This window comes from Rhizobium lentis, assembly GCF_014200175.1.
GTDB lineage: Bacteria > Pseudomonadota > Alphaproteobacteria > Rhizobiales > Rhizobiaceae > Rhizobium > Rhizobium mulingense.
The window spans coordinates 217,963-235,563 of sequence record NZ_JACHBD010000010.1; the positions used below are offsets into that span (position 1 = coordinate 217,963).

Genomic DNA, 17,601 nt, shown 5'->3' on the forward strand with positions numbered 1-17,601 from the left:
CGGTCGAACGTGCAAAGGGGCGGCGAGCTGCTTGAATAATGGTAGCAATGTTGCCGCGCCGACTGGGGGATCAGGTCATGGGAACGATTGTTGCAGCGCATGCCTATGTGAACAGCGAGGTCGCCTGTGTGGCCTGGGATCTCGACGCCAAGATCGACGGATAACCTCGGCTTAGAAGTCGTGCGCGTCTATCTCGACGAGCAGGGAAACGTGGCGAAAAAGTCTTCCGCGCCGTCGAGGCGGAGTTGAAGCGCCAGGGCAAGAAGGGCTGGTCTGGCTTTCTCAATGTCGATGACAGCTGGCAGGACGGCTATGTGAACCGCACCAGGGTGCGCTGACGCGGTATTTCGCAGCGGCCTGAATTCAGCCGCGGATCGGGCGTCGCGAAGGGGAAAATCGCTCCGCGGCGCGCATCGCCTTTGCCGTCAGCCTTCCGGCAACGGCACGAATTCCTCTTCGTCGCCGGGGACGATGTCGAAGCGGCCGGTGCGCCATTCCTCCTTGGCCTTTTCGATCCGCTCCTTCGAGGAAGAGACGAAATTCCACCAGATATAGCGCTTCGAGTTTAGCGCTGCGCCGCCGAACAGCATCAGGTGACAGCCCTCGCTGCCGGCTTCGAGCGTGATCGGATCGCCCGGCCGGAAGACCAGCAGCTGATCGGCGGCGAAACGGTCGCCCGATATGACGACCTCGCCGGAGAGCACGTAGACGGCGCGCTCCTCATGGGCCGCGCCGAAGGGAAAGCGCACGCCGGGCTGCAGGTTGAGATCGACATAGAGCGTGTCGGAGAAGGTGCCGACCGGCGATGTCATGCCTTCGAACGAGCCGATGACGACGCGCCCGCGCACGCCTGATGTTTCGATCAGCGGCATCTCGGTCTTTTCCGTATGGGCAAAGGAAGGATCGATCTCCTCTTTGTCGTCGGGCAGCGCCAGCCATGTTTGCAGCCCCGACATCAGCAGCGGGTGGCCGCGCAGATTGTCGGGCGTGCGCTCGGAATGGACGATGCCGCGGCCGGCGGTCATCAGGTTGATATCGCCGGGGCGGATGACCTTTTCGGTGCCGAGGCTGTCGCGGTGGCGGATCTCGCCGTCGAAGAGATAGGTGACCGTCGACAGGCCGATATGCGGATGCGGCTTGACGTCGAGCGCCTCGTTGGGCTTCAGGATCGCCGGTCCCATGCGGTCGAAGAAGATGAACGGCCCGACCAGCCGCCGCTGCCTTGTGGGCAGCGCGCGCCGTACCTGGAATCCGCCGATGTCACTGCTGCGCGGGATGATCAGGTTCTCGATCGCATCGCAGGCGAAGGCATCGCCGGGGAGGGGATCTTTGCCGGGAAAGAAGGACATGACGGGTCTCCGCTTACAAGGACATCGACCACAGATAGTCCCTGCAGCGCCGCGCGTCCAATTTGATGTGCCGAAGAGGCTCCATGAAGTCAGATCGCGGTGAAGCCGTTGTCGACGAAGAGGTGGGCGCCGTTGACGAAGCTCGACTCGTCGCTGGCGAGATAGAGGGCCGCCCGCGCCACGTCTTCCGGCTCACCGATCCGTCCCTGCTGCGCGGCGATGGCGGCATCGGAGACATCGACGCCGAGCGCCTGAAGGTCGGCGACCTCGCGCAACCCGTGCGGCGTGCGGATGAAGCCGGGGCAGACGGCGTTGCAGCGGATGTTGCGGTCGCGGAATTCGACCGCGATGGCGCGGGCAAACATGTGCACCGCGCCCTTGGTCGTGTCGTAAAGCACTTCCATCGGCGTGGCGGCGACCGCCGAGATCGACGAGGTGCAGACGATCGATCCACCGCCGGCGGCAATCATCTTCGGCAGCACGGCCTTGGTCATCAGGAACATCGAACGCACATTGACCGCGTGCAGCCAGTCCCATTCCTGAAGCGTCGTCTCGAGAAAGGGTTTGATGACGATGGTGCCGGCATGATTGAACAGAACGGTTACCGCGCCGTAGCGTTCCTCGACGCCGGCGACAGCGGTATTGACGGCCGCTTCGTCGGAGACATCGGCAGTCCAGCAATCGGCCTCGCCGCCGGCATCACGGATCTGCTTCACGGTCTCGGCCGCCGCTTCGCCGTTGCGGTCGATGATGGCGACGCGCGCGCCTTCGGCCGCAAACAGCTTGGAGGCAGCACCGCCCATGCCAGTCGCGCCGCCCGAGATGATGGCGACCTTGCCCTTCAATCTATCCGTCATTTGTCTGTCCCCTCGTGGTTCTGGAGGGGATCATAGATCGGCCGCAAGCCGATCGCCAAGCGCCTTCGATCCGCTCAGGCCCCGTCCAGAGGCTCGACGCCCTGCGGCTTGCCGGCGCGGTCGAGCCGGATCTTCTCGATGCGGTTTTCGGCGGCCGAAAGAAGCGTCTCGCAATGTTTCTTCAGCGCTTCGCCGCGCTCATAGATCTCGATCGATTCATCCAGCGCCACGTCGCCGCGTTCCAGCCGGGCAACGATGCTTTCGAGTTCGGCGACCGCCTTTTCGAAGGAAAGGCCGGACACTTCCGGCTTGGCGCTGTCAGTCATTCTCAACCCTTCATCATTCGCAGAATATGCATGCCCGCCGATTCGGCGAGACCCTCGAGATCATAGCCGCCTTCGAGCAGGCTGACGACCCGGTTCTTGGCGTGCCGGTCGGCCAGTTCCAGGACGCGGCCGGTCGCCCAGTCGAAATCTTCGCCCGTCAGGTTGATCAGCGCAAGCGGATCGCGGTGATGCGCGTCGAAGCCGGCGGAGATGATGATCAGATCCGGCCGGAAATCGTCGAGCGCCGGCAGCACGCGCGATTTGAACGCCTCGCGGAAATGGTCGCTGCCGACATTCGGCGAAAGCGGCGCATTGACGATGGTATTGTGCTTGCCCCTCTCCTCCTTGGCGCCGCTGCCGGGATAGAGCGGCATCTGATGCGTCGAGCAGAACAGCACGGAAGCATCGTCCCAGAAGATGTCCTGGGTGCCGTTGCCATGGTGGACGTCCCAGTCGACGATGGCGACACGTTCGGCGCCATGCCTTTTTTGCGCGTGGCGGGCGGCGATTGCCGCATTGTTGAAGAAGCAGAAACCCATCGCCGTCGTCTTTTCGGCATGGTGCCCGGGCGGGCGGGCGGCGACGAAGACATTGTCGGCGGCGCCGGAAAAGACGTCGTCCACCGCCGCCATCGCGCCGCCGATCCCGGTCAGCGCCGCCTGCAGGCTTTTGGCGCTGGCATAGGTATCGGCCTCCAGCTGGTTGATCCGATCCTCTTCCTCGGGGATTTCCCGCATCACGGCTTTTAGATGTTCTTCCGGATGCGCCAGCAGCACCGCATCCTCGCTCGCCTGTGGCGCCTGCCGGCGCTCCAGCCGGGCGAAATTCGGATGTTCCAGCGCCATGTTGATGGCGCGGATCCGGTCCGACCGCTCCGGATGGCCGGAAGGCGTCACATGTTCCAGGAAGATCGGGTGTTCATAAAGACGGGTGCTCATGGAGACACTCTATCGGTCGCTTGTGTCATGTTCCACAGCAGATGGGACATCGCCTGATGATTTCAACAAGCGCTCTGCCGCACCCTCTCGCCGGCGGCGGCATTATAATTTCCTGTCATCTCAGCCGTTTACTTCAAAAAACCTCGTGCTACTGTCGTTGACGGGGAATTTTGCAGGCAGAGTTGTTGATGAGTCAGTCGAAACGCCCGGGTGTGACGGAAATACATGTGCCGTTTCGCGATGTCGATATGAATGGCCGGATGTTCCTGGCTTCCTATATTTCCTATGCCGAATCCGTCATTGCGAGCTTCTGGTCGGCGCGGCCCGAGGTCGAGGACGAACCAGTCTATAGCGCCAGCAAGATTACCTGTGTTCTCCACCGCCCGCTGCATTATGATGAGCCGGCCCTTTTTACCGCCGCCGTTGACAAGATCGGCGTGCGCTCCATCGGTTTCCTCGTTTCGATCGACACCGGCGAGGAGCGCGCCGCCGAGGTGGAAATCATCTGGCAGGCCCGCAGCGGCGAGGATCAGCAGCCGGCCCCGCTGCCGGAGGAAACGCGCGACTGGCTCTATCGGTTTTTGGATTAGAGCAATTCTATCTGGCTGCCATGCTCGCGACCAGATCGCTGAACCTTTCTCCCTGAATGCCGACATGCGTGCGCAGCAGGCGGCGGGCTTCATCTCCATCGCCGGCGAAGATCGCATCGACGATGGCGCAATGTTCCGCGAAGGAGGTCGACAGGCGATTGCGCACCCGCAGTTGCAGACGGCGATAGGGGCGAAGGCGCCGATGCAATTGGGCGCATTGCTCCTGCAGGAAATCGCTGCGGCTCGCGGCGTAGATCGCCTTATGAAATTCCTCATTGTCGTAATAATAGGCATCGCTGTCACCGGCAGCGGCGGATTGTTCGCAGCGGCTGTGGGTGGCGGTGATCGCCTCGCGTGAGGCCTTGTCCAGCCGGCGGGCGGCAAGCGATCCGGCCAGGCCCTCGAGCTCGGCCATGACCTCGAACATCTCGTAAATGCGGTGCGGGCCTGGATCGATCACGATGGCGCCGCGACGCGGACGGATTTCGATGAGGCCGATGGCGTCAAGCTGCATCAGCGCCTCGCGCACCGGCGTCCGCGACACGCCGAACCGATTGGCAAGTACGGTTTCATCCAGCCGCTCGCCGGGGGCGAATTCGTAGGAAAGTATCGCATTTTCAATCTCATCCCGGAGCCACCGGCCGACATTCTCGGACATTTCTCGCGCTTCCTTCATACATAACTGCCAATCTTGTATACACAAAGGTTGACGTCGTGTACGAAGAATGGCAATGTACATACTACAGACGAAGCCCTGCGTTGGGAAGCAGTGTCCAAAGGCCACACAGCACCATTAGAAGACAGGAGAATGGCATGCCCGAGGCGTCTTTCTTCACCGACATGCTGCAAAGCATTACGGATCACGGACGCCAGCTGCTGTTTTCCGGCTCTCGCAATACGCAGGCCGCCGCCAAAGCCGATCTCGAGACCCTCTGTGAAATGCTGCTGTCGAGCCGGGGTGAAGCCTCCGGCATGGCCCTTGCAGCCGAGATCCTCGATCGCTGGGGCGCGCTCGGGAGCGAGGGTGCGCAGAAATTCTTCTATATGCTTCAGCAAAAGTTCGGCCCCGACACCGCCAGGCTCGATCGGGCGATTGAAGATTACCGCACGGACAAAAGCTCAGCCGCGGTCATCGCGCTCCACCAGGCAGCAGAGCCGCGGCGGCAGGAGTTGCTGCGCCGATTGAATCACGCGCCGAACGGCACTGCCACGCTCGTCCGCATGCGTCAGCAGCTGCTTGCTTCCAAGGACCGATCCGAAGCCTATCACGCGCTTGATGCCGACTTCACGCATCTGTTCGGTTCCTGGTTCAATCGCGGCTTTCTGACGCTGCGGCCGATCGACTGGACGACGCCGGCCTATATTCTCGAAAAGATCATCCGATACGAGGCCGTGCACGAAATTGCCGGCTGGGAGGAGTTGCGCCGTCGTCTGGCGCCGGCCGACCGTCGATGCTTTGCCTTTTTTCACCCTCGACTGGCGGATGAGCCGCTGGTCTTCGTCGAGGTGGCGCTCACCCGATCCGTGCCGAAGGCGATCGCAGATGTGCTCGACGAGGGGAGGGAGCAGATCCATGCCGACGAGGCGACGACGGCCGTCTTCTATTCGATCTCCAACTGCCAGGATGGTTTGCGCGGCATCTCCTTCGGCAATTTCCTGATCAAGCAGGTCGTCGAAGATCTGCGCAAGGACCTGCCGGGCCTGAAGAATTTCGTGACGCTGTCGCCCGTCCCGGGCTTTGCCCGCTGGCTTGCCAGCGTGCGCGCGACCGGCGATCGGTCTCTATCCGGAGCGGCGCTGGAAACGCTGACCCTGCTCGACGATCCGAACTGGCCGGGCCGCGAGAGCAGCGCGGCCGAAGTGGAGCGTGTGTTGCTGCCGCTGGCGGCCCGCTACTTCCTGACTGAACGCACGCCGGAGGGCCGCCCCGTCGATCCCGTCGCCCGCTTCCATCTCGGCAACGGCGCCCGGCTTGAAAGGGTGAATTTTCTCGGCGATCGCTCGCCGAAGGCGATGCAACAGGCGCACGGTCTGATGGTCAACTATCTCTACAAGCTTGATGACATCGTCGCCAACCACGAGGCCTTAGCGCAGCGCGGCGAAGTGATTGCCTCGCCCGCCGTCAAAAGCCTGCTCAGCCAGAGCGACGAAGGCCGCCGCGGCGGCAATGGCCAGCAAGGCTCTCGAGCCTTCGCGCAACTGATGAATTCCACGCTTGGAGGAGGGCGAAAGTGAGCAACCATCTTTTCGACGCCATGCGGGCCGCCGCACCCGATAACGCACCGTTCATCCGGATCGATAGCACCCGCACATGGACCTATGAGGAGGCCTTCGCCCTTTCCAGCCGCATTGCCGGCGCGATGGACACGCTCGGCATCCGCCCCGGCGACCGGATTGCGGTGCAGGTGGACAAAAGCGCCGAGGCATTGATCCTCTATCTCGCCTGTCTTCAAAGCGGGGCGGTCTACCTGCCGCTCAACACCGCCTATACGCTGGCCGAGCTCGATTACTTCATCGGCGACGCCGAGCCGCGTCTGGTGGTGGTTGCCTCGGCCGCTCGCCAAGGCGTCGAGACGATCGCCAAGCGTCACGGCGCGATCGTCGAAACGCTCGACGCCGACGGCAGCGGCTCGCTGCTCGATCTGGCGCGCGACGAGCCGGCCGACTTCGTCGATGCGTCGCGCGCTGCCGATGATCTGGCCGCGATCCTCTACACCTCGGGAACGACGGGACGCTCCAAGGGGGCGATGCTCACGCATGGGAACCTGCTCTCGAACGCCCTGACCTTGCGGGATTACTGGCGCGTCACATCAGACGACCGGCTGATCCATGCCCTGCCGATCTTCCATACGCATGGGCTGTTCGTCGCCACCAACGTCACGCTGCTCGCCGGCGCCTCGATGTTCCTGCTGTCGAAATTCGACGCCGACGAGGTCATTTCACTGATGCCACAGGCAACAATGCTGATGGGCGTGCCGACCTTCTATGTGCGCCTCCTGCAAAGCCCGCGTTTCGGCAAAGAGGCGGCAGCCAACATCCGCCTCTTTATATCAGGCTCGGCGCCGCTGCTTGCAGAAACCCATAGCGAGTTCCAGGCCCGGACCGGTCACGCGATTCTCGAGCGTTACGGCATGACGGAAACCAATATGAACACCTCCAACCCCTATGACGGCAAGCGCATCGCCGGCACGGTCGGCTTACCGCTGCCTGGTGTGACGGTGCGCGTTACCGATCCCGCCACGGGACAAGTGCTGCCGCCGGAGGAGACCGGCATGATCGAGATCAAGGGGCCGAACGTCTTCAAGGGCTATTGGCGCATGCCGGAAAAAACCGCGGCCGAATTCACCGCCGACGGGTTCTTCATCAGCGGCGACCTCGGCAAGATCGACAGCGACGGCTATGTGCATATCGTCGGCCGCGGCAAGGATCTGGTGATCTCCGGTGGCTACAACATCTATCCGAAAGAGGTCGAAAGCGAGATCGACCGGATCGAAGGCGTTGTCGAGAGCGCCGTGATCGGCGTGCCGCATCCGGATTTCGGAGAAGGCGTCACGGCCGTCGTCGTGCGCAAGCCTGGCGTCGTGCTGGATGAAAAGAGCGTTGTCAGCGCCCTGCAGGATCGTCTTGCGCGCTACAAACAACCCAAACGCATCATCTTCGCCGAGGACCTGCCGCGCAACACGATGGGCAAGGTTCAGAAGAACATCCTGCGGCAGCAATACGCCGATCTCTACACCCGGGCGTAAGACGGCCGCCCTCTGGGAGGAGGGCGGGTCGGCATCCGCATCAATCCTGCAAACAGCAAACCACGGCGCTGGAGGCGTCGGAGGGAGGGGAATCATGGGTATTGAAATACTGGCCATAGGCATGCTCGTCGCCATGTTCGTCGTTGCGACGATCCAGCCGATCAACATGGGCGCGCTCGCCTTTGCCGGCGCCTTCGTGCTCGGCTCCATAACCATCGGCATGAAAACCACCGATATTTTCGCCGGCTTTCCGAGCGACTTGTTCCTGACGCTGGTCGCTGTCACCTACCTCTTCGCCATCGCGCAGATCAACGGCACCATCGACTGGCTGGTCGAATGCGCCGTCCGGCTGGTGCGCGGACGCATCGGCCTGATCCCATGGGTGATGTTCCTCGTCGCCGCCGTGATTACCGGTTTTGGCGCTCTGGGGCCGGCTGCGGTCGCCATTCTCGCGCCGGTCGCGCTGAGCTTTGCCATCCAGTATCGAATTCACCCCGTCATGATGGGGCTGATGGTGATCCACGGCGCACAAGCGGGCGGCTTTTCGCCGATCAGCATCTATGGCGGCATCACCAACCAGATCGTTGCCAAGGCCGGTCTGCCTTTCGCGCCGACATCGCTGTTTCTCTCCAGCTTTTTCTTCAATCTGGCGATTGCAGTGCTGGTCTTCTTCGCGTTCGGCGGCGCAAAGGTCATGAAGCAAGTGCCCGCGGCATCCCTTGGCCCCTTGCCCGAACTGCATCCCGAGGGCGTGTCGGCGTCGATCAGAGGTCACGGCGGCACGCCGGCAAAACCGATCCGGGAACATGCCTATGGCACGGCGGCCGATACTGCTGCGACGCTGCGTCTGAACAATGAAAGAATTATCACGCTGATCGGACTGATCGCGCTCGGCATCGGCGCGCTCGTTTTCAAGTTCAATGTCGGCCTTGTCGCCATGACCGTCGCCGTCGCGCTGGCGCTGTTGTCCCCGAAGACCCAGAAGGCGGCAATCGACAAGGTCAGCTGGTCGACCGTGCTTTTGATTGCCGGCATCATCACCTATGTCGGCGTAATGGAGAAGGCCGGTACGGTGGACTACGTCGCAAACGGCATATCCAGCCTCGGCATGCCGCTGCTGGTGGCGCTCCTGCTTTGCTTTACCGGCGCCATCGTCTCGGCCTTTGCATCCTCGACCGCGCTGCTCGGCGCCATCATCCCGCTTGCCGTCCCGTTCCTTATGCAGGGACATGTCAGCGCCATCGGAGTGGTCGCGGCCATCGCGATTTCGACGACGATCGTCGATACCAGCCCATTCTCCACCAATGGTGCGCTTGTGGTCGCCAATGCGCCGGATGAAAGGCGCGAGCAGGTCCTCAAGCAGTTGCTGGCCTACAGCGCGCTGATTGCCATCATCGGCCCGATCGTTGCCTGGCTGGTGTTCGTCGTGCCGGGGCTGGTTTGACGGCGTCCGCCGCGGTCCTTCGCTCGCGGCGGCCCGGGCACGCACGTTGAGGGGAAGGTATTCCGAGTTACACGGCCCCCGATTCGAAGGCGCCGACCGGAAATATAGTGCCGGAGAAGCTATAACATGCTTGAGTTGTAGTATTTCACGTTCAGCCCGGAGCGTCTGATATTGCACATGCGAATTCCGTTGCAATTGCGAAGACAACACTGTTCTATATTTTGAAGACGCTTTCATTCGCAGCTGTTGAAAATCGATCATGATTCAATCGAATGACGACTCGTCTCTTCTGACGGATATGATCTATGGAAGTCTCTTCGGCGAGTGCAGCTGGCAGGATTTTCTGGATCGCCTTGCGCAGACATCGCCGGGCGGCAAAGCGGCGCTTCACTATCATGATCTGACCGCGTCCGTTGCCCATGTTCCCTTCATGTCGGGCTTTTCGCAATCCGAGGTCGACCAGTTCATGAGCCACTTTGCCTCGGTCAATCCCTGGCTTCCGAGACTGGATCTCGTGCCCGTCGGCCAAGGCCTGTGCGGTGACGAGATCGTTCCGCGCGAGGAACTGATCAGATCGGAGTTTTACAATGACTGGCTGAAGCGGCAGACCGGATGCGAGACGAGCATCGGCGTCTCGATCATACGCGAGGAAAATCGCACCTTCATCCTGTCGACCGCCACCTCCTCGACCGACCCCGATCTCAACAGGGAAGCGGCCAAGCTCTACACGCAGCTCGCGCCGCATCTAAAGAGGACCTTCGACTTCATTCGCAAGCGCGATCTCTTCGCTCCGCACGAGCAGGCAACGCAGGCCCTGTTCGACAGCATCGGCGTCGGATTGATCTATGTCTCGGAGCAGCGGAAGGCCCGCCGCTGGAACAAGAGCGCAGAGGCGCTGTTGGCCGCCGACGTGCCTGCGCAGATCGCCGCCGACGGAACCCTCGCGCTTCAATGCGAGAAATCAGATGCGGTGCTTGAATTCCTGACTTCCAGAAACGGCGTGCAGACCCAGCCGCACACGGCAATCGTCAAGGGTGTAAACCAGGATAATTATCGCATCACCCTCGTCCGATTGCATTCCGATGCATTTACCGAGTTTCTCGAGGGGCCGACCGTGGCGGTGATCGTGGAACCGATCGTCGCGACGCCTCTCAATGAGCGGCGGAACTTGCTAATGCAGCTATATAAGCTGACGGCCACCGAAATCTGGATCGCGTCGAGCATTGCATCGGGGCAATCGCCCCGAGAGGTGGCGATAACCGACGATATCAGCTACGAGACGGTCAGAACCCACCTCAGAAACATCTATTCGAAGCTCGGGGTGAATTCCCGCGTCGGCCTGGTGTCGCTGCTGATGCGGTGAATTCTAGGGGTGCAAGTCCGGCGTGATCTGGCCCCCGGTCGCTCAACTCAATATTCCGAACCGCTTGTGTTTTTCAGGTCGTGACGCTCAGTTCCCTTGAGTGGCGGATTGAAGACGCTGACCAGGATTAGGTCCTCGTCCTTGCCGCCCCGCAAATAGTGGCGATCATGTTTGTCGAGAACATAGATATCGCCGACGCGGATGGGGAAAACATTGCCGTCCATGTCCTCGACCTCGCCTTCTCCCCTGATGCAGTAGCAGGCTTCCAGATGGTTGCGGTACTGCAGCAGGGCTTGCGTGTTGGCGCGAACGACAGTGTGGCAGACCGTGAACCCCATGCCGTCATCCCTCGTCAGCAGACGGTGGCTTGTGCCATTGCCCCAGTCGACGAAACGCTCGGTCTGCTCCACGTCTTTCAGGCTTCTCACAAACATGTTCTTCTCCTCGAAAATGGCGGAGATGGCTCGATCTCCATGATCCATTAGGCCCTGAAATCCGTGCTTGCTTCAAATGATCTAAATTGAGAAAACTGTTAGAATAATTTACATGTTTCTAGCGCTTGATCTCTGTGTGAGGCGGATCGACCCAGGCTATCATGTGAGGAACTCGAACATATGCAGCTGCCGCCGCTGAACGCATTGAGGGCCTTCGAAGCGACCGCCCGGCTGATGAGCCTGTCAAAAGCCGGAGACGAGCTGCATGTGACCCACGCCGCGATCAGTCACCAGATCAAGCATCTGGAAACGTGGCTGGGACGCAAGCTGCTGCAGAAATCTGGGCGCGGCGTTGCGCTGACGTCAGCAGGCACCGAATATTATCTTGCCGTCTCCGGCTCATTGGCAGCCATAGCCCACGCAACCGGCAACATGCGCAGAGACCACAATATGCGCTCGATCACCGTCGGCTGCATTCCTTCGATCGCGTCGCGCTGGCTGGTTCCCGCGCTGCCGTCGTTCCGGGAGAGCGATCCCGATCTCGATGTCAGGATCGTTTACGCCAGAGCGGAAGAACGCTTCGATCACGAAAGCCTGGATGTTCTCATCACCATGGGGGAAGACCTGTCGGGAGGCCGGGAGAGCCGTCTGCTTTTCTCCCGGCGCAACCAGCCGGTGGCGAGCGTCCATTATCTGGCAAAGCGGAATTGGACGATCGAGAACGTTCCCTTTGCCACGGCCGCCCTGCTGCATGACGAATCCGTGGACGGCTGGAAAGAATGGTTCCGCAAGGCCGGGATAAAGCCACCCGAGCCGATCCGTGGGCCGATATTTCAGGACTTCAATATTCTGGCCACGGCAGTGATTGCCGGGCATGGGATCGCTCTATGTCCTGTCGAGGTGTTTCGCCGTGAGATCGAGCGCGGCGACCTTGTCGTGCTTTCGGACATCTCGACGGCAGAGACCCAGGGATATTATCTGATCACTAGCGCCTGGGCGAAGAAACCGGTCCGTCGCTTTGCCGAGTGGTTTGTTAAGGAGTGTAGATCCAGCGCTCCTCCGATCATTGAATAGGCGAGCGACCGCCGGCAACCTGACCAGAGCTGGAATGTCACGAAACTTTCATATTGAAGCCATTGCGAAAATCGAAAAATAATCTACAGTTTTAGTCAGGAAACAAGATTTCCTGAAGCAAACGAAAGGATACTGATTGGTCACATTTTTCACGAATGTCTTTCTCATTGCCTATTTCGCTCTGATTTGCGCCCTGCTCGCTGCGATTGGCCAGCGCAGATCGAAAAGCTCCGGCGATGGCGGGGGAGGCTGGTTCGACGCCTCAGACGACGGCGGCTGTGACGGCGGCGGCGACGGAGGTGGAGGAGACTAGATCAAACTGAAATCGATAGAATGCCCGACCGCCTCAAGGCGGTTTTTTGTTGCCTGGTTTTAGGCCGTACCTTGCTGGCAGCGAGCCCTCCTTCCCCCTCCACGAGCATCGAGACGAAGAGCCTGCGCCGCAGGCAAGCGATCTTGGCGTGCCACAAACGCAAATGGCCGCCTTCGGGTGAAGACGGCCATTGCATGTATTTGCGATCGTGGTGCCTTAGGCGCGCGCCGGCAGCAGGGGGTAGCCGACCATGACGGCGCGGCCGAGCAGGGCTGCGACGAAAGCCTTGATGACGTCGCCCGGGATGAAGGCCATCGAGCCGACGAAGGCTTTGGTGAAGCCGAGGCCGGCGACGGTCGCGAGATAGGCAATGCCGAAGGCGTAGAGCACGACGATGCCGCCGGCCATGGCGGCGAGGAAGAAGCTGACCGTCTGCACCAGGCCGGATTGCCCGTGGTTGACCAGGCGCTCGCTGAGATATCCGGTGACGAAGGCGCCGAAGATCCAGCCGACGAGGAAGCCGGCCGTCGGCGAGGCGAAGATGGCAAGGCCGCCGCGGCCGCCGGAAAGCACCGGCAGGCCGATGGCGACGAGCAGCAGCACGATCAGCACGGAAATCGCGCCGCGCCGGGCGCCGAGCACGACACCGGCCATCATGACGCCGAGCGATTGGGCAGTGATCGGCACCGGAATGAAGCCGAGCGAGATCGGCGGCAGCAGGCCGAGCGCCACGATGATCGCGGCAAAGAGGGCGGTAAGGACGAGGTCGCGGGTGCTCATCATGGATTCCTGTTTATCAATCGTTAACTCACATGCCGCCGAATGCCGCGCGCGTCAATCGCCGCGGCGATATTATCCGCATCTCGGAGCGTCAGGATGATCAGCGGCGCAAGCAGGCTCGTCGGCCGGACCTTCAGCCCGCGGGCCCGGTGCGCCTCGCGGATCGCTTGATAACGCTCGACAATCTCCGGCACGAAGCGCAGCACCAGCCCAAGCGCCAGGCCGATATCGTCGGCCTGCACGAGGCCGGTGCGCTCGAGCGGGCGGGCAAGCGCCGTCACCTCGTCGATGAACTCCGTGATCGAAGTCGTCGCCGTCACGGTGGCGGCCAGCAGCATCAGCGCCGTAAGCCGCAACAATGGCACGAGCGCCTGCTGCCACGGATTGAAGATCAGGTTGAACAGCGCCACGACGGCGATCGTCAGGAAGACCGGCCGCAGCCGCCTGAGCGCCTCGCCGAGCGGCAGGCCGACCATGCGATAGACGACCGCCGTCATCAGCGCGGCGATCGAAAGCAGAACGAGGTTGTCGGTGATGAACAGCACGATGCCGAAGGTCGTCAGCGACAGGAGTTTCAGCCGCGGTGAAAGCCGGTGCATCACGCTGCTGCCTTCGACATAGAGCGACTGCATCAGGCGGCGATCTCCCTGTAGCGGGCGATCGACTCGCTCGCCGGCGCGTCGGCGGCAAGCCGCCCCTCATGAAACAAGAGCACCCGCTCGAACCCGGCGATCAATTCGAGATCATGGGTGATGACGATGGCGCTTTCCGGCAGCCCGGCGATGATGCTCTCGACCAGCGCCCGGTTTTTGAGGTCGAGCTGGTTGGTCGGCTCATCGAGGATGAGGATGCCCGGCCCCGTCGCCAGCACCGAGCAGAGCGCCGCCACCTGCAACTCGCCGCCGGAAAGCTCGTGCGCCCGGCGATCGGCGAGTGCCTCGGCGCCGAAGCGGGCGAGCACCCCCTCGACCTTGGCCTCGATCTCCGCCTTGCTGAAGCCGCGCCGCTTCAGCCCGAAGGCAATGTCGTCCCTGACGATCGGCAGGATGATCTGGTTCTGCGGCGACTGGAAGATGAAGCCGACATCGGCCGCCGCCGCCTTCTCATCGGCCGTGTCGCGGCCGTTGACGGTGACGCGGCCGACCGTCGGCTTGGTCAGCCCGTTGATCAGCCTAGCGAACGTGGTCTTGCCCGAGCCGTTGAGCCCGATGACGCCGATGCGTTTGCCGCTGATGCCGAGCGTCAGCGGTTCCAGCGCTACCCGCGTTCCGAAATTGACCCCGGCGCCTTCGAATTGTATGTCCAAATCAGTCCCTCGTATCCTGTCCGTTTAAGACGCGATCAGGATCAATGTCGTGCGGGAAGCGTCACGGCACGAGATTGCCGACACCAGCCCCTCATCCGGCTGCCGCCACCTTCTCCCCGCTTGCGGGGCTCCGAAGGGACATGCCGCGACCTCTCCTTTCCCACTCGCTCTCGCAGGGCAGGTCCACTCGCCCCAGGCGGGGAGAGGGTTAGGGTGAGGGGCAGCCACTGGCGCCAACCGGACAGCAATGCTTCTATACGGGGACATCGGCTTGATGAAGAGCAAATCGCGATATCGGGTGGCTAGGAAGATTTTCCGCGATATGATGGCCGCATGACGAATCTGCTTTCCAATTCCGACGCCCGCCGGGTCTTTCTCGCCAAGCAGGGCCTCAGCGCTCCGCCGAACCGCGCCCTGACCAAGCAGGGCCTGCTGCAGCTCATCCATGATCTCGGCTTCGTCCAGGTGGACAGCATCCAGACGGTAGAGCGAGCGCATCATCAGATCCTGTTTTCCCGCAACCAGACCTACAGGCGCGAACATCTGAAGGCACTGCTCGAGAAGGAACGAGCGCTGTTTGAGCACTGGACACACGATGCCTCCATTCTGCCCAGCGCCTTCTTCGTCTATTGGAAGCACAAGTTCCGCCATCAGGAAAAGGTCTTGGTCGAGCGCTGGCGCAAATGGCGCGGCGAGGGTTTCGAGGCGGCCTTCGAGGAGACCTATGAGCGTGTCCTTCGCGACGGCGCGATGCTGGCGCGCGACGTCAAGGCCGATGGCCACGTGTCCGGCGGCTGGTGGAACTGGCATCCCAACAAGACGGCGCTCGAATATTTCTGGCACACCGGCAAATTGGCCATCGCCGGCCGCTCGAACTTCCAGAAGATCTATGATCTGACGGAGCGGGTCATTCCGGCGGAATTCCGCGAGCCGGAGGTCAACCGCGAAGACTTCGTCGACTGGGCCTGCCGTAGCGCGCTCACCCGCCTCGGTTTTGCCACGCATGGGGAGATCGCCGCCTTCTGGAACCTCGTTTCGCCTGACGAGGCCAAGGCCTGGGTGTCAGCCCATCGCGACGAACTGACCGAAGTGCTGATCGAGCCGGCGACCGGCGACAGGGCGCGCGCCTCCTGGGCCTTTGCCGATTTCTTCTCGACGCTCGACAGCCATCCCGACGCACCGCCGCGCATCCGCGTGCTCAGCCCCTTCGACCCGATGATCCGCGACCGCAACCGCACCGAACGGCTGTTCGGCTTCTTCTACCGCATCGAGGTCTTCGTGCCGGAAGCCAAGCGCGAATATGGCTATTACGTCTTCCCGCTGCTCGAAGGCGACAGGCTGATCGGCCGCATCGACATGAAGGCGGACCGGAAGAAATCGACGCTCGATGTCAGGCGGCTCTGGCTGGAACCGGGCGTCAAGCCGTCGGCAGGAAGGCTGGAAAAGCTGGAAGCGGAACTGGAGCGGGTGGCGCGGTTTGCCGGCGTGGAGAAGGTGGTGTTGCTCGAGGGGTGGAGGGGGTAGCGAATTATCCGCTGACGTTCCGCGCCCTCCAGGGAGACCGTAATAAGTGCGGGCCGAATGTAACACCAGCAGCGGTGCCTCTCTGTACGCCGACGGCGAGTTTGGCAACAACGTCAACCACACTCTCCGTCATCCCAGGCCTTGAGCCTGGGATCCATGCCACGACTGCCGGTGGACGCGGTGTGGATGCTCGGCTCAAGGCCGAGCATGACGGAGAGCGGGGTGCACAGGAGGCACCCATTCACAGCGCAGATGCCGTGTCAGCCGCCATCCGCTAGAACAGGATGATTTTAGGCCCGGTCGGCCTAAAATCTGAATCCCGTTCTAAATTAAAGAGTTAGAGCATGATGTCGTCCGAAAACCGCCCACACTTTTTCGGCATAATACTCTAGCGAAATCAGACAGTCAGTCACGGCTTGAATTGATCACGGTAAGGAAGGAGAGACCTCAGCAAATCTCCGTCTTGCTGATCTTGATGCCAAAACCTTCCAGGCCGACGTAGTGGCGCTCGCGGCTGGTGAGCAGCTTGATCGAGCTGACGCCGAGGTCTTTGAGGATCTGGGCGCCGAGGCCGATTTCCAGCCATTCGCTTTCGCGGCTCTGCGCCTCGGCATGGGCTTCGCGGCCCTGGTTGCGGGCCTTGCGCCCATTGTCGTAATGTCCGACGCCGACGGAGCCCTCGCGCAGATAGACGATGATGCCGCGCCCTTCGGCGGCAATCTTCTCCATGTAGAAATCGACCGGGCTGTTCTTGCCGAAGAGATCTTCCGCGACACTCTCCGGATGCAGGCGCACCGGGATGTCGACGCCGTCGCGGATGTCGCCGAAGACAACGGCGAGATGCTGCATCGGGTCCCAGGGCAGGGAATAGGTATGCGCCTTGGCCTTGCCGAAGGGCGTGTCGATGTCGAAGCTCGTGCCGTGCTCGACCAACGTTTCCTTGCGCTGGCGATAAGCGATGAGGTCGGCGACGGAGACGAGCTTCAGCCCGTGCTTTTCGGCGAATTCGACAACCTGCGGCCCGCGGGTGACGGTGCCGTCATCATTGACGAGTTCGGAGATGACGCCGATCGGCGGCAGGCCGGCAAGCTTGCAGAGATCGACGGCGGCTTCCGTATGGCCCGAGCGCATCAGCACGCCGCCTTCGCGCGAAACCAGCGGGAAGATATGGCCGGGCCGGACGAAATCGGCGGCCCCGACATTCGGATTGGCGAGGTTGCGCACCGTCAGCGTCCGGTCGTCGGCGGAAATGCCGGTCGTCGTGCCGTGCTTGAAATCGACGGAGACGGTAAAGGCGGTCGTATGGGCCGAGTCGTTTTCCGCCACCATGGCGTTGAGGTTGAGGCGCTTGGCCTCTTCCTTCGGCATCGGCGCACAGACGATGCCGGATGTGTGGCGCACGATGAAGGCCATCTTCTCCGGCGTGGTGTGGACGGCGGCGACGATCAGGTCGCCCTCGTTCTCGCGGTCATTGTCGTCCATGACGACGACGATTTCGCCGGCCTCGAAGGCCCTGATGGCGTCGACGACGCGTTTCTGATCGTAAGACATGGACGC

At 61.8% G+C, this 17,601-nt stretch carries 18 protein-coding genes; 8 read left to right on the top strand and 10 right to left on the bottom strand.

Annotated elements, in window-relative coordinates; translation table 11 throughout:
- The first annotated feature begins 38 nt into the window (after window positions 1-38).
- Entirely contained in the window at window positions 39-164 is a 126-nt protein-coding gene (locus tag GGI60_RS32515; protein WP_281414046.1) for a hypothetical protein, read from the top strand.
- 261 nt (window positions 165-425) lie between these two features.
- Here the strand turns inward: GGI60_RS32515 and GGI60_RS22940 are convergent, their stop codons facing one another.
- The 4 genes from GGI60_RS22940 to GGI60_RS22955 form a co-directional block, all read right to left on the bottom strand.
- Window positions 426-1,349: a pirin family protein gene (locus GGI60_RS22940; protein WP_183918725.1), complete on the bottom strand. Its 924-nt coding sequence runs from the start codon at window positions 1,347-1,349 to the stop codon at window positions 426-428.
- An 89-nt stretch (window positions 1,350-1,438) separates the two neighbouring features.
- Window positions 1,439-2,206: an SDR family NAD(P)-dependent oxidoreductase gene (locus GGI60_RS22945; RefSeq protein WP_183918726.1), complete on the bottom strand. Its 768-nt coding sequence runs from the start codon at window positions 2,204-2,206 to the stop codon at window positions 1,439-1,441.
- Between the two features lie 74 nt (window positions 2,207-2,280).
- Window positions 2,281-2,532, bottom strand: coding sequence for an exodeoxyribonuclease VII small subunit (locus GGI60_RS22950; protein WP_003545921.1), 252 nt, complete (start codon window positions 2,530-2,532; stop codon window positions 2,281-2,283).
- Between the two features lie 2 nt (window positions 2,533-2,534).
- Window positions 2,535-3,470, bottom strand: a complete 936-nt coding sequence (locus GGI60_RS22955; protein WP_183918727.1) for a histone deacetylase family protein — start codon at window positions 3,468-3,470, stop codon at window positions 2,535-2,537.
- A gap of 188 nt (window positions 3,471-3,658) precedes the next feature.
- On the opposite strand from GGI60_RS22955, the gene GGI60_RS22960 reads away from it, so the two are divergent.
- Entirely contained in the window at window positions 3,659-4,060 is a 402-nt protein-coding gene (locus GGI60_RS22960; protein ID WP_183918728.1) for a thioesterase family protein, read from the top strand.
- Between the two features lie 7 nt (window positions 4,061-4,067).
- On the opposite strand, the gene GGI60_RS22965 is transcribed toward GGI60_RS22960, so the two are convergent.
- The gene (locus GGI60_RS22965) at window positions 4,068-4,718 is read right to left on the bottom strand and encodes a GntR family transcriptional regulator (protein WP_183934853.1); all 651 of its coding nucleotides are present in this window, start codon (window positions 4,716-4,718) and stop codon (window positions 4,068-4,070) included.
- A gap of 155 nt (window positions 4,719-4,873) precedes the next feature.
- Here GGI60_RS22965 and GGI60_RS22970 point away from each other — a divergent pair, with 155 nt between their 5' ends.
- The 4 genes from GGI60_RS22970 (at window position 4,874) to GGI60_RS22985 (ending at window position 10,613) form a co-directional block, all read left to right on the top strand.
- A complete protein-coding gene (locus GGI60_RS22970) occupies window positions 4,874-6,295 on the top strand; it encodes a malonyl-CoA decarboxylase (RefSeq protein ID WP_183918730.1) in 1,422 nt (473 codons plus the stop codon).
- Window positions 6,292-7,806: a malonate--CoA ligase gene (locus tag GGI60_RS22975; RefSeq protein WP_183918731.1), complete on the top strand. Its 1,515-nt coding sequence runs from the start codon at window positions 6,292-6,294 to the stop codon at window positions 7,804-7,806. Before GGI60_RS22970 ends, GGI60_RS22975 begins: the two co-directional genes overlap by 4 nt.
- A gap of 94 nt (window positions 7,807-7,900) precedes the next feature.
- The gene (locus GGI60_RS22980; RefSeq protein ID WP_183918732.1) at window positions 7,901-9,250 is read left to right on the top strand and encodes an SLC13 family permease; all 1,350 of its coding nucleotides are present in this window, start codon (window positions 7,901-7,903) and stop codon (window positions 9,248-9,250) included.
- Between the two features lie 259 nt (window positions 9,251-9,509).
- On the top strand, window positions 9,510-10,613 hold the full coding sequence (locus tag GGI60_RS22985) for a helix-turn-helix transcriptional regulator (RefSeq protein WP_183918733.1): 1,104 nt from the start codon (window positions 9,510-9,512) through the stop codon (window positions 10,611-10,613).
- A gap of 47 nt (window positions 10,614-10,660) precedes the next feature.
- On the opposite strand, the gene GGI60_RS22990 is transcribed toward GGI60_RS22985, so the two are convergent.
- Complete coding sequence (locus GGI60_RS22990; RefSeq protein ID WP_183918734.1) at window positions 10,661-11,047, bottom strand: ectoine synthase; 387 nt, start codon at window positions 11,045-11,047, stop codon at window positions 10,661-10,663.
- A gap of 180 nt (window positions 11,048-11,227) precedes the next feature.
- Here GGI60_RS22990 and GGI60_RS22995 point away from each other — a divergent pair, with 180 nt between their 5' ends.
- Entirely contained in the window at window positions 11,228-12,121 is an 894-nt protein-coding gene (locus tag GGI60_RS22995) for a LysR substrate-binding domain-containing protein (RefSeq protein ID WP_183918735.1), read from the top strand.
- A gap of 529 nt (window positions 12,122-12,650) precedes the next feature.
- On the opposite strand, the gene GGI60_RS23000 is transcribed toward GGI60_RS22995, so the two are convergent.
- Genes GGI60_RS23000 through GGI60_RS23010 form a run of 3 tightly spaced genes read right to left on the bottom strand, consistent with a single transcriptional unit; the run spans window position 12,651 to window position 14,520 of the window.
- Window positions 12,651-13,214: a biotin transporter BioY gene (locus tag GGI60_RS23000; protein WP_183918736.1), complete on the bottom strand. Its 564-nt coding sequence runs from the start codon at window positions 13,212-13,214 to the stop codon at window positions 12,651-12,653.
- 23 nt (window positions 13,215-13,237) lie between these two features.
- Window positions 13,238-13,846 carry an energy-coupling factor transporter transmembrane protein EcfT gene (locus GGI60_RS23005; protein ID WP_183918737.1) on the bottom strand — a complete coding sequence of 203 codons (609 nt, stop codon included), beginning with the start codon at window positions 13,844-13,846 and terminating at the stop codon, window positions 13,238-13,240.
- Window positions 13,846-14,520 (bottom strand): energy-coupling factor ABC transporter ATP-binding protein, encoded by a 675-nt coding sequence (locus GGI60_RS23010; protein WP_183918738.1) that lies wholly within the window; start codon window positions 14,518-14,520, stop codon window positions 13,846-13,848. The genes GGI60_RS23005 and GGI60_RS23010 overlap by 1 nt, the downstream gene beginning before the upstream one ends.
- Window positions 14,521-14,853: 333 nt before the next feature.
- On the opposite strand from GGI60_RS23010, the gene GGI60_RS23015 reads away from it, so the two are divergent.
- Entirely contained in the window at window positions 14,854-16,044 is a 1,191-nt protein-coding gene (locus GGI60_RS23015; RefSeq protein ID WP_183918739.1) for a winged helix-turn-helix domain-containing protein, read from the top strand.
- Window positions 16,045-16,491: 447 nt separating this feature from the next.
- On the opposite strand, the gene ribB is transcribed toward GGI60_RS23015, so the two are convergent.
- Window positions 16,492-17,595 carry a 3,4-dihydroxy-2-butanone-4-phosphate synthase gene (gene ribB / locus GGI60_RS23020; RefSeq protein ID WP_183918740.1) on the bottom strand — a complete coding sequence of 368 codons (1,104 nt, stop codon included), beginning with the start codon at window positions 17,593-17,595 and terminating at the stop codon, window positions 16,492-16,494.
- Window positions 17,596-17,601 lie beyond the last annotated feature (6 nt).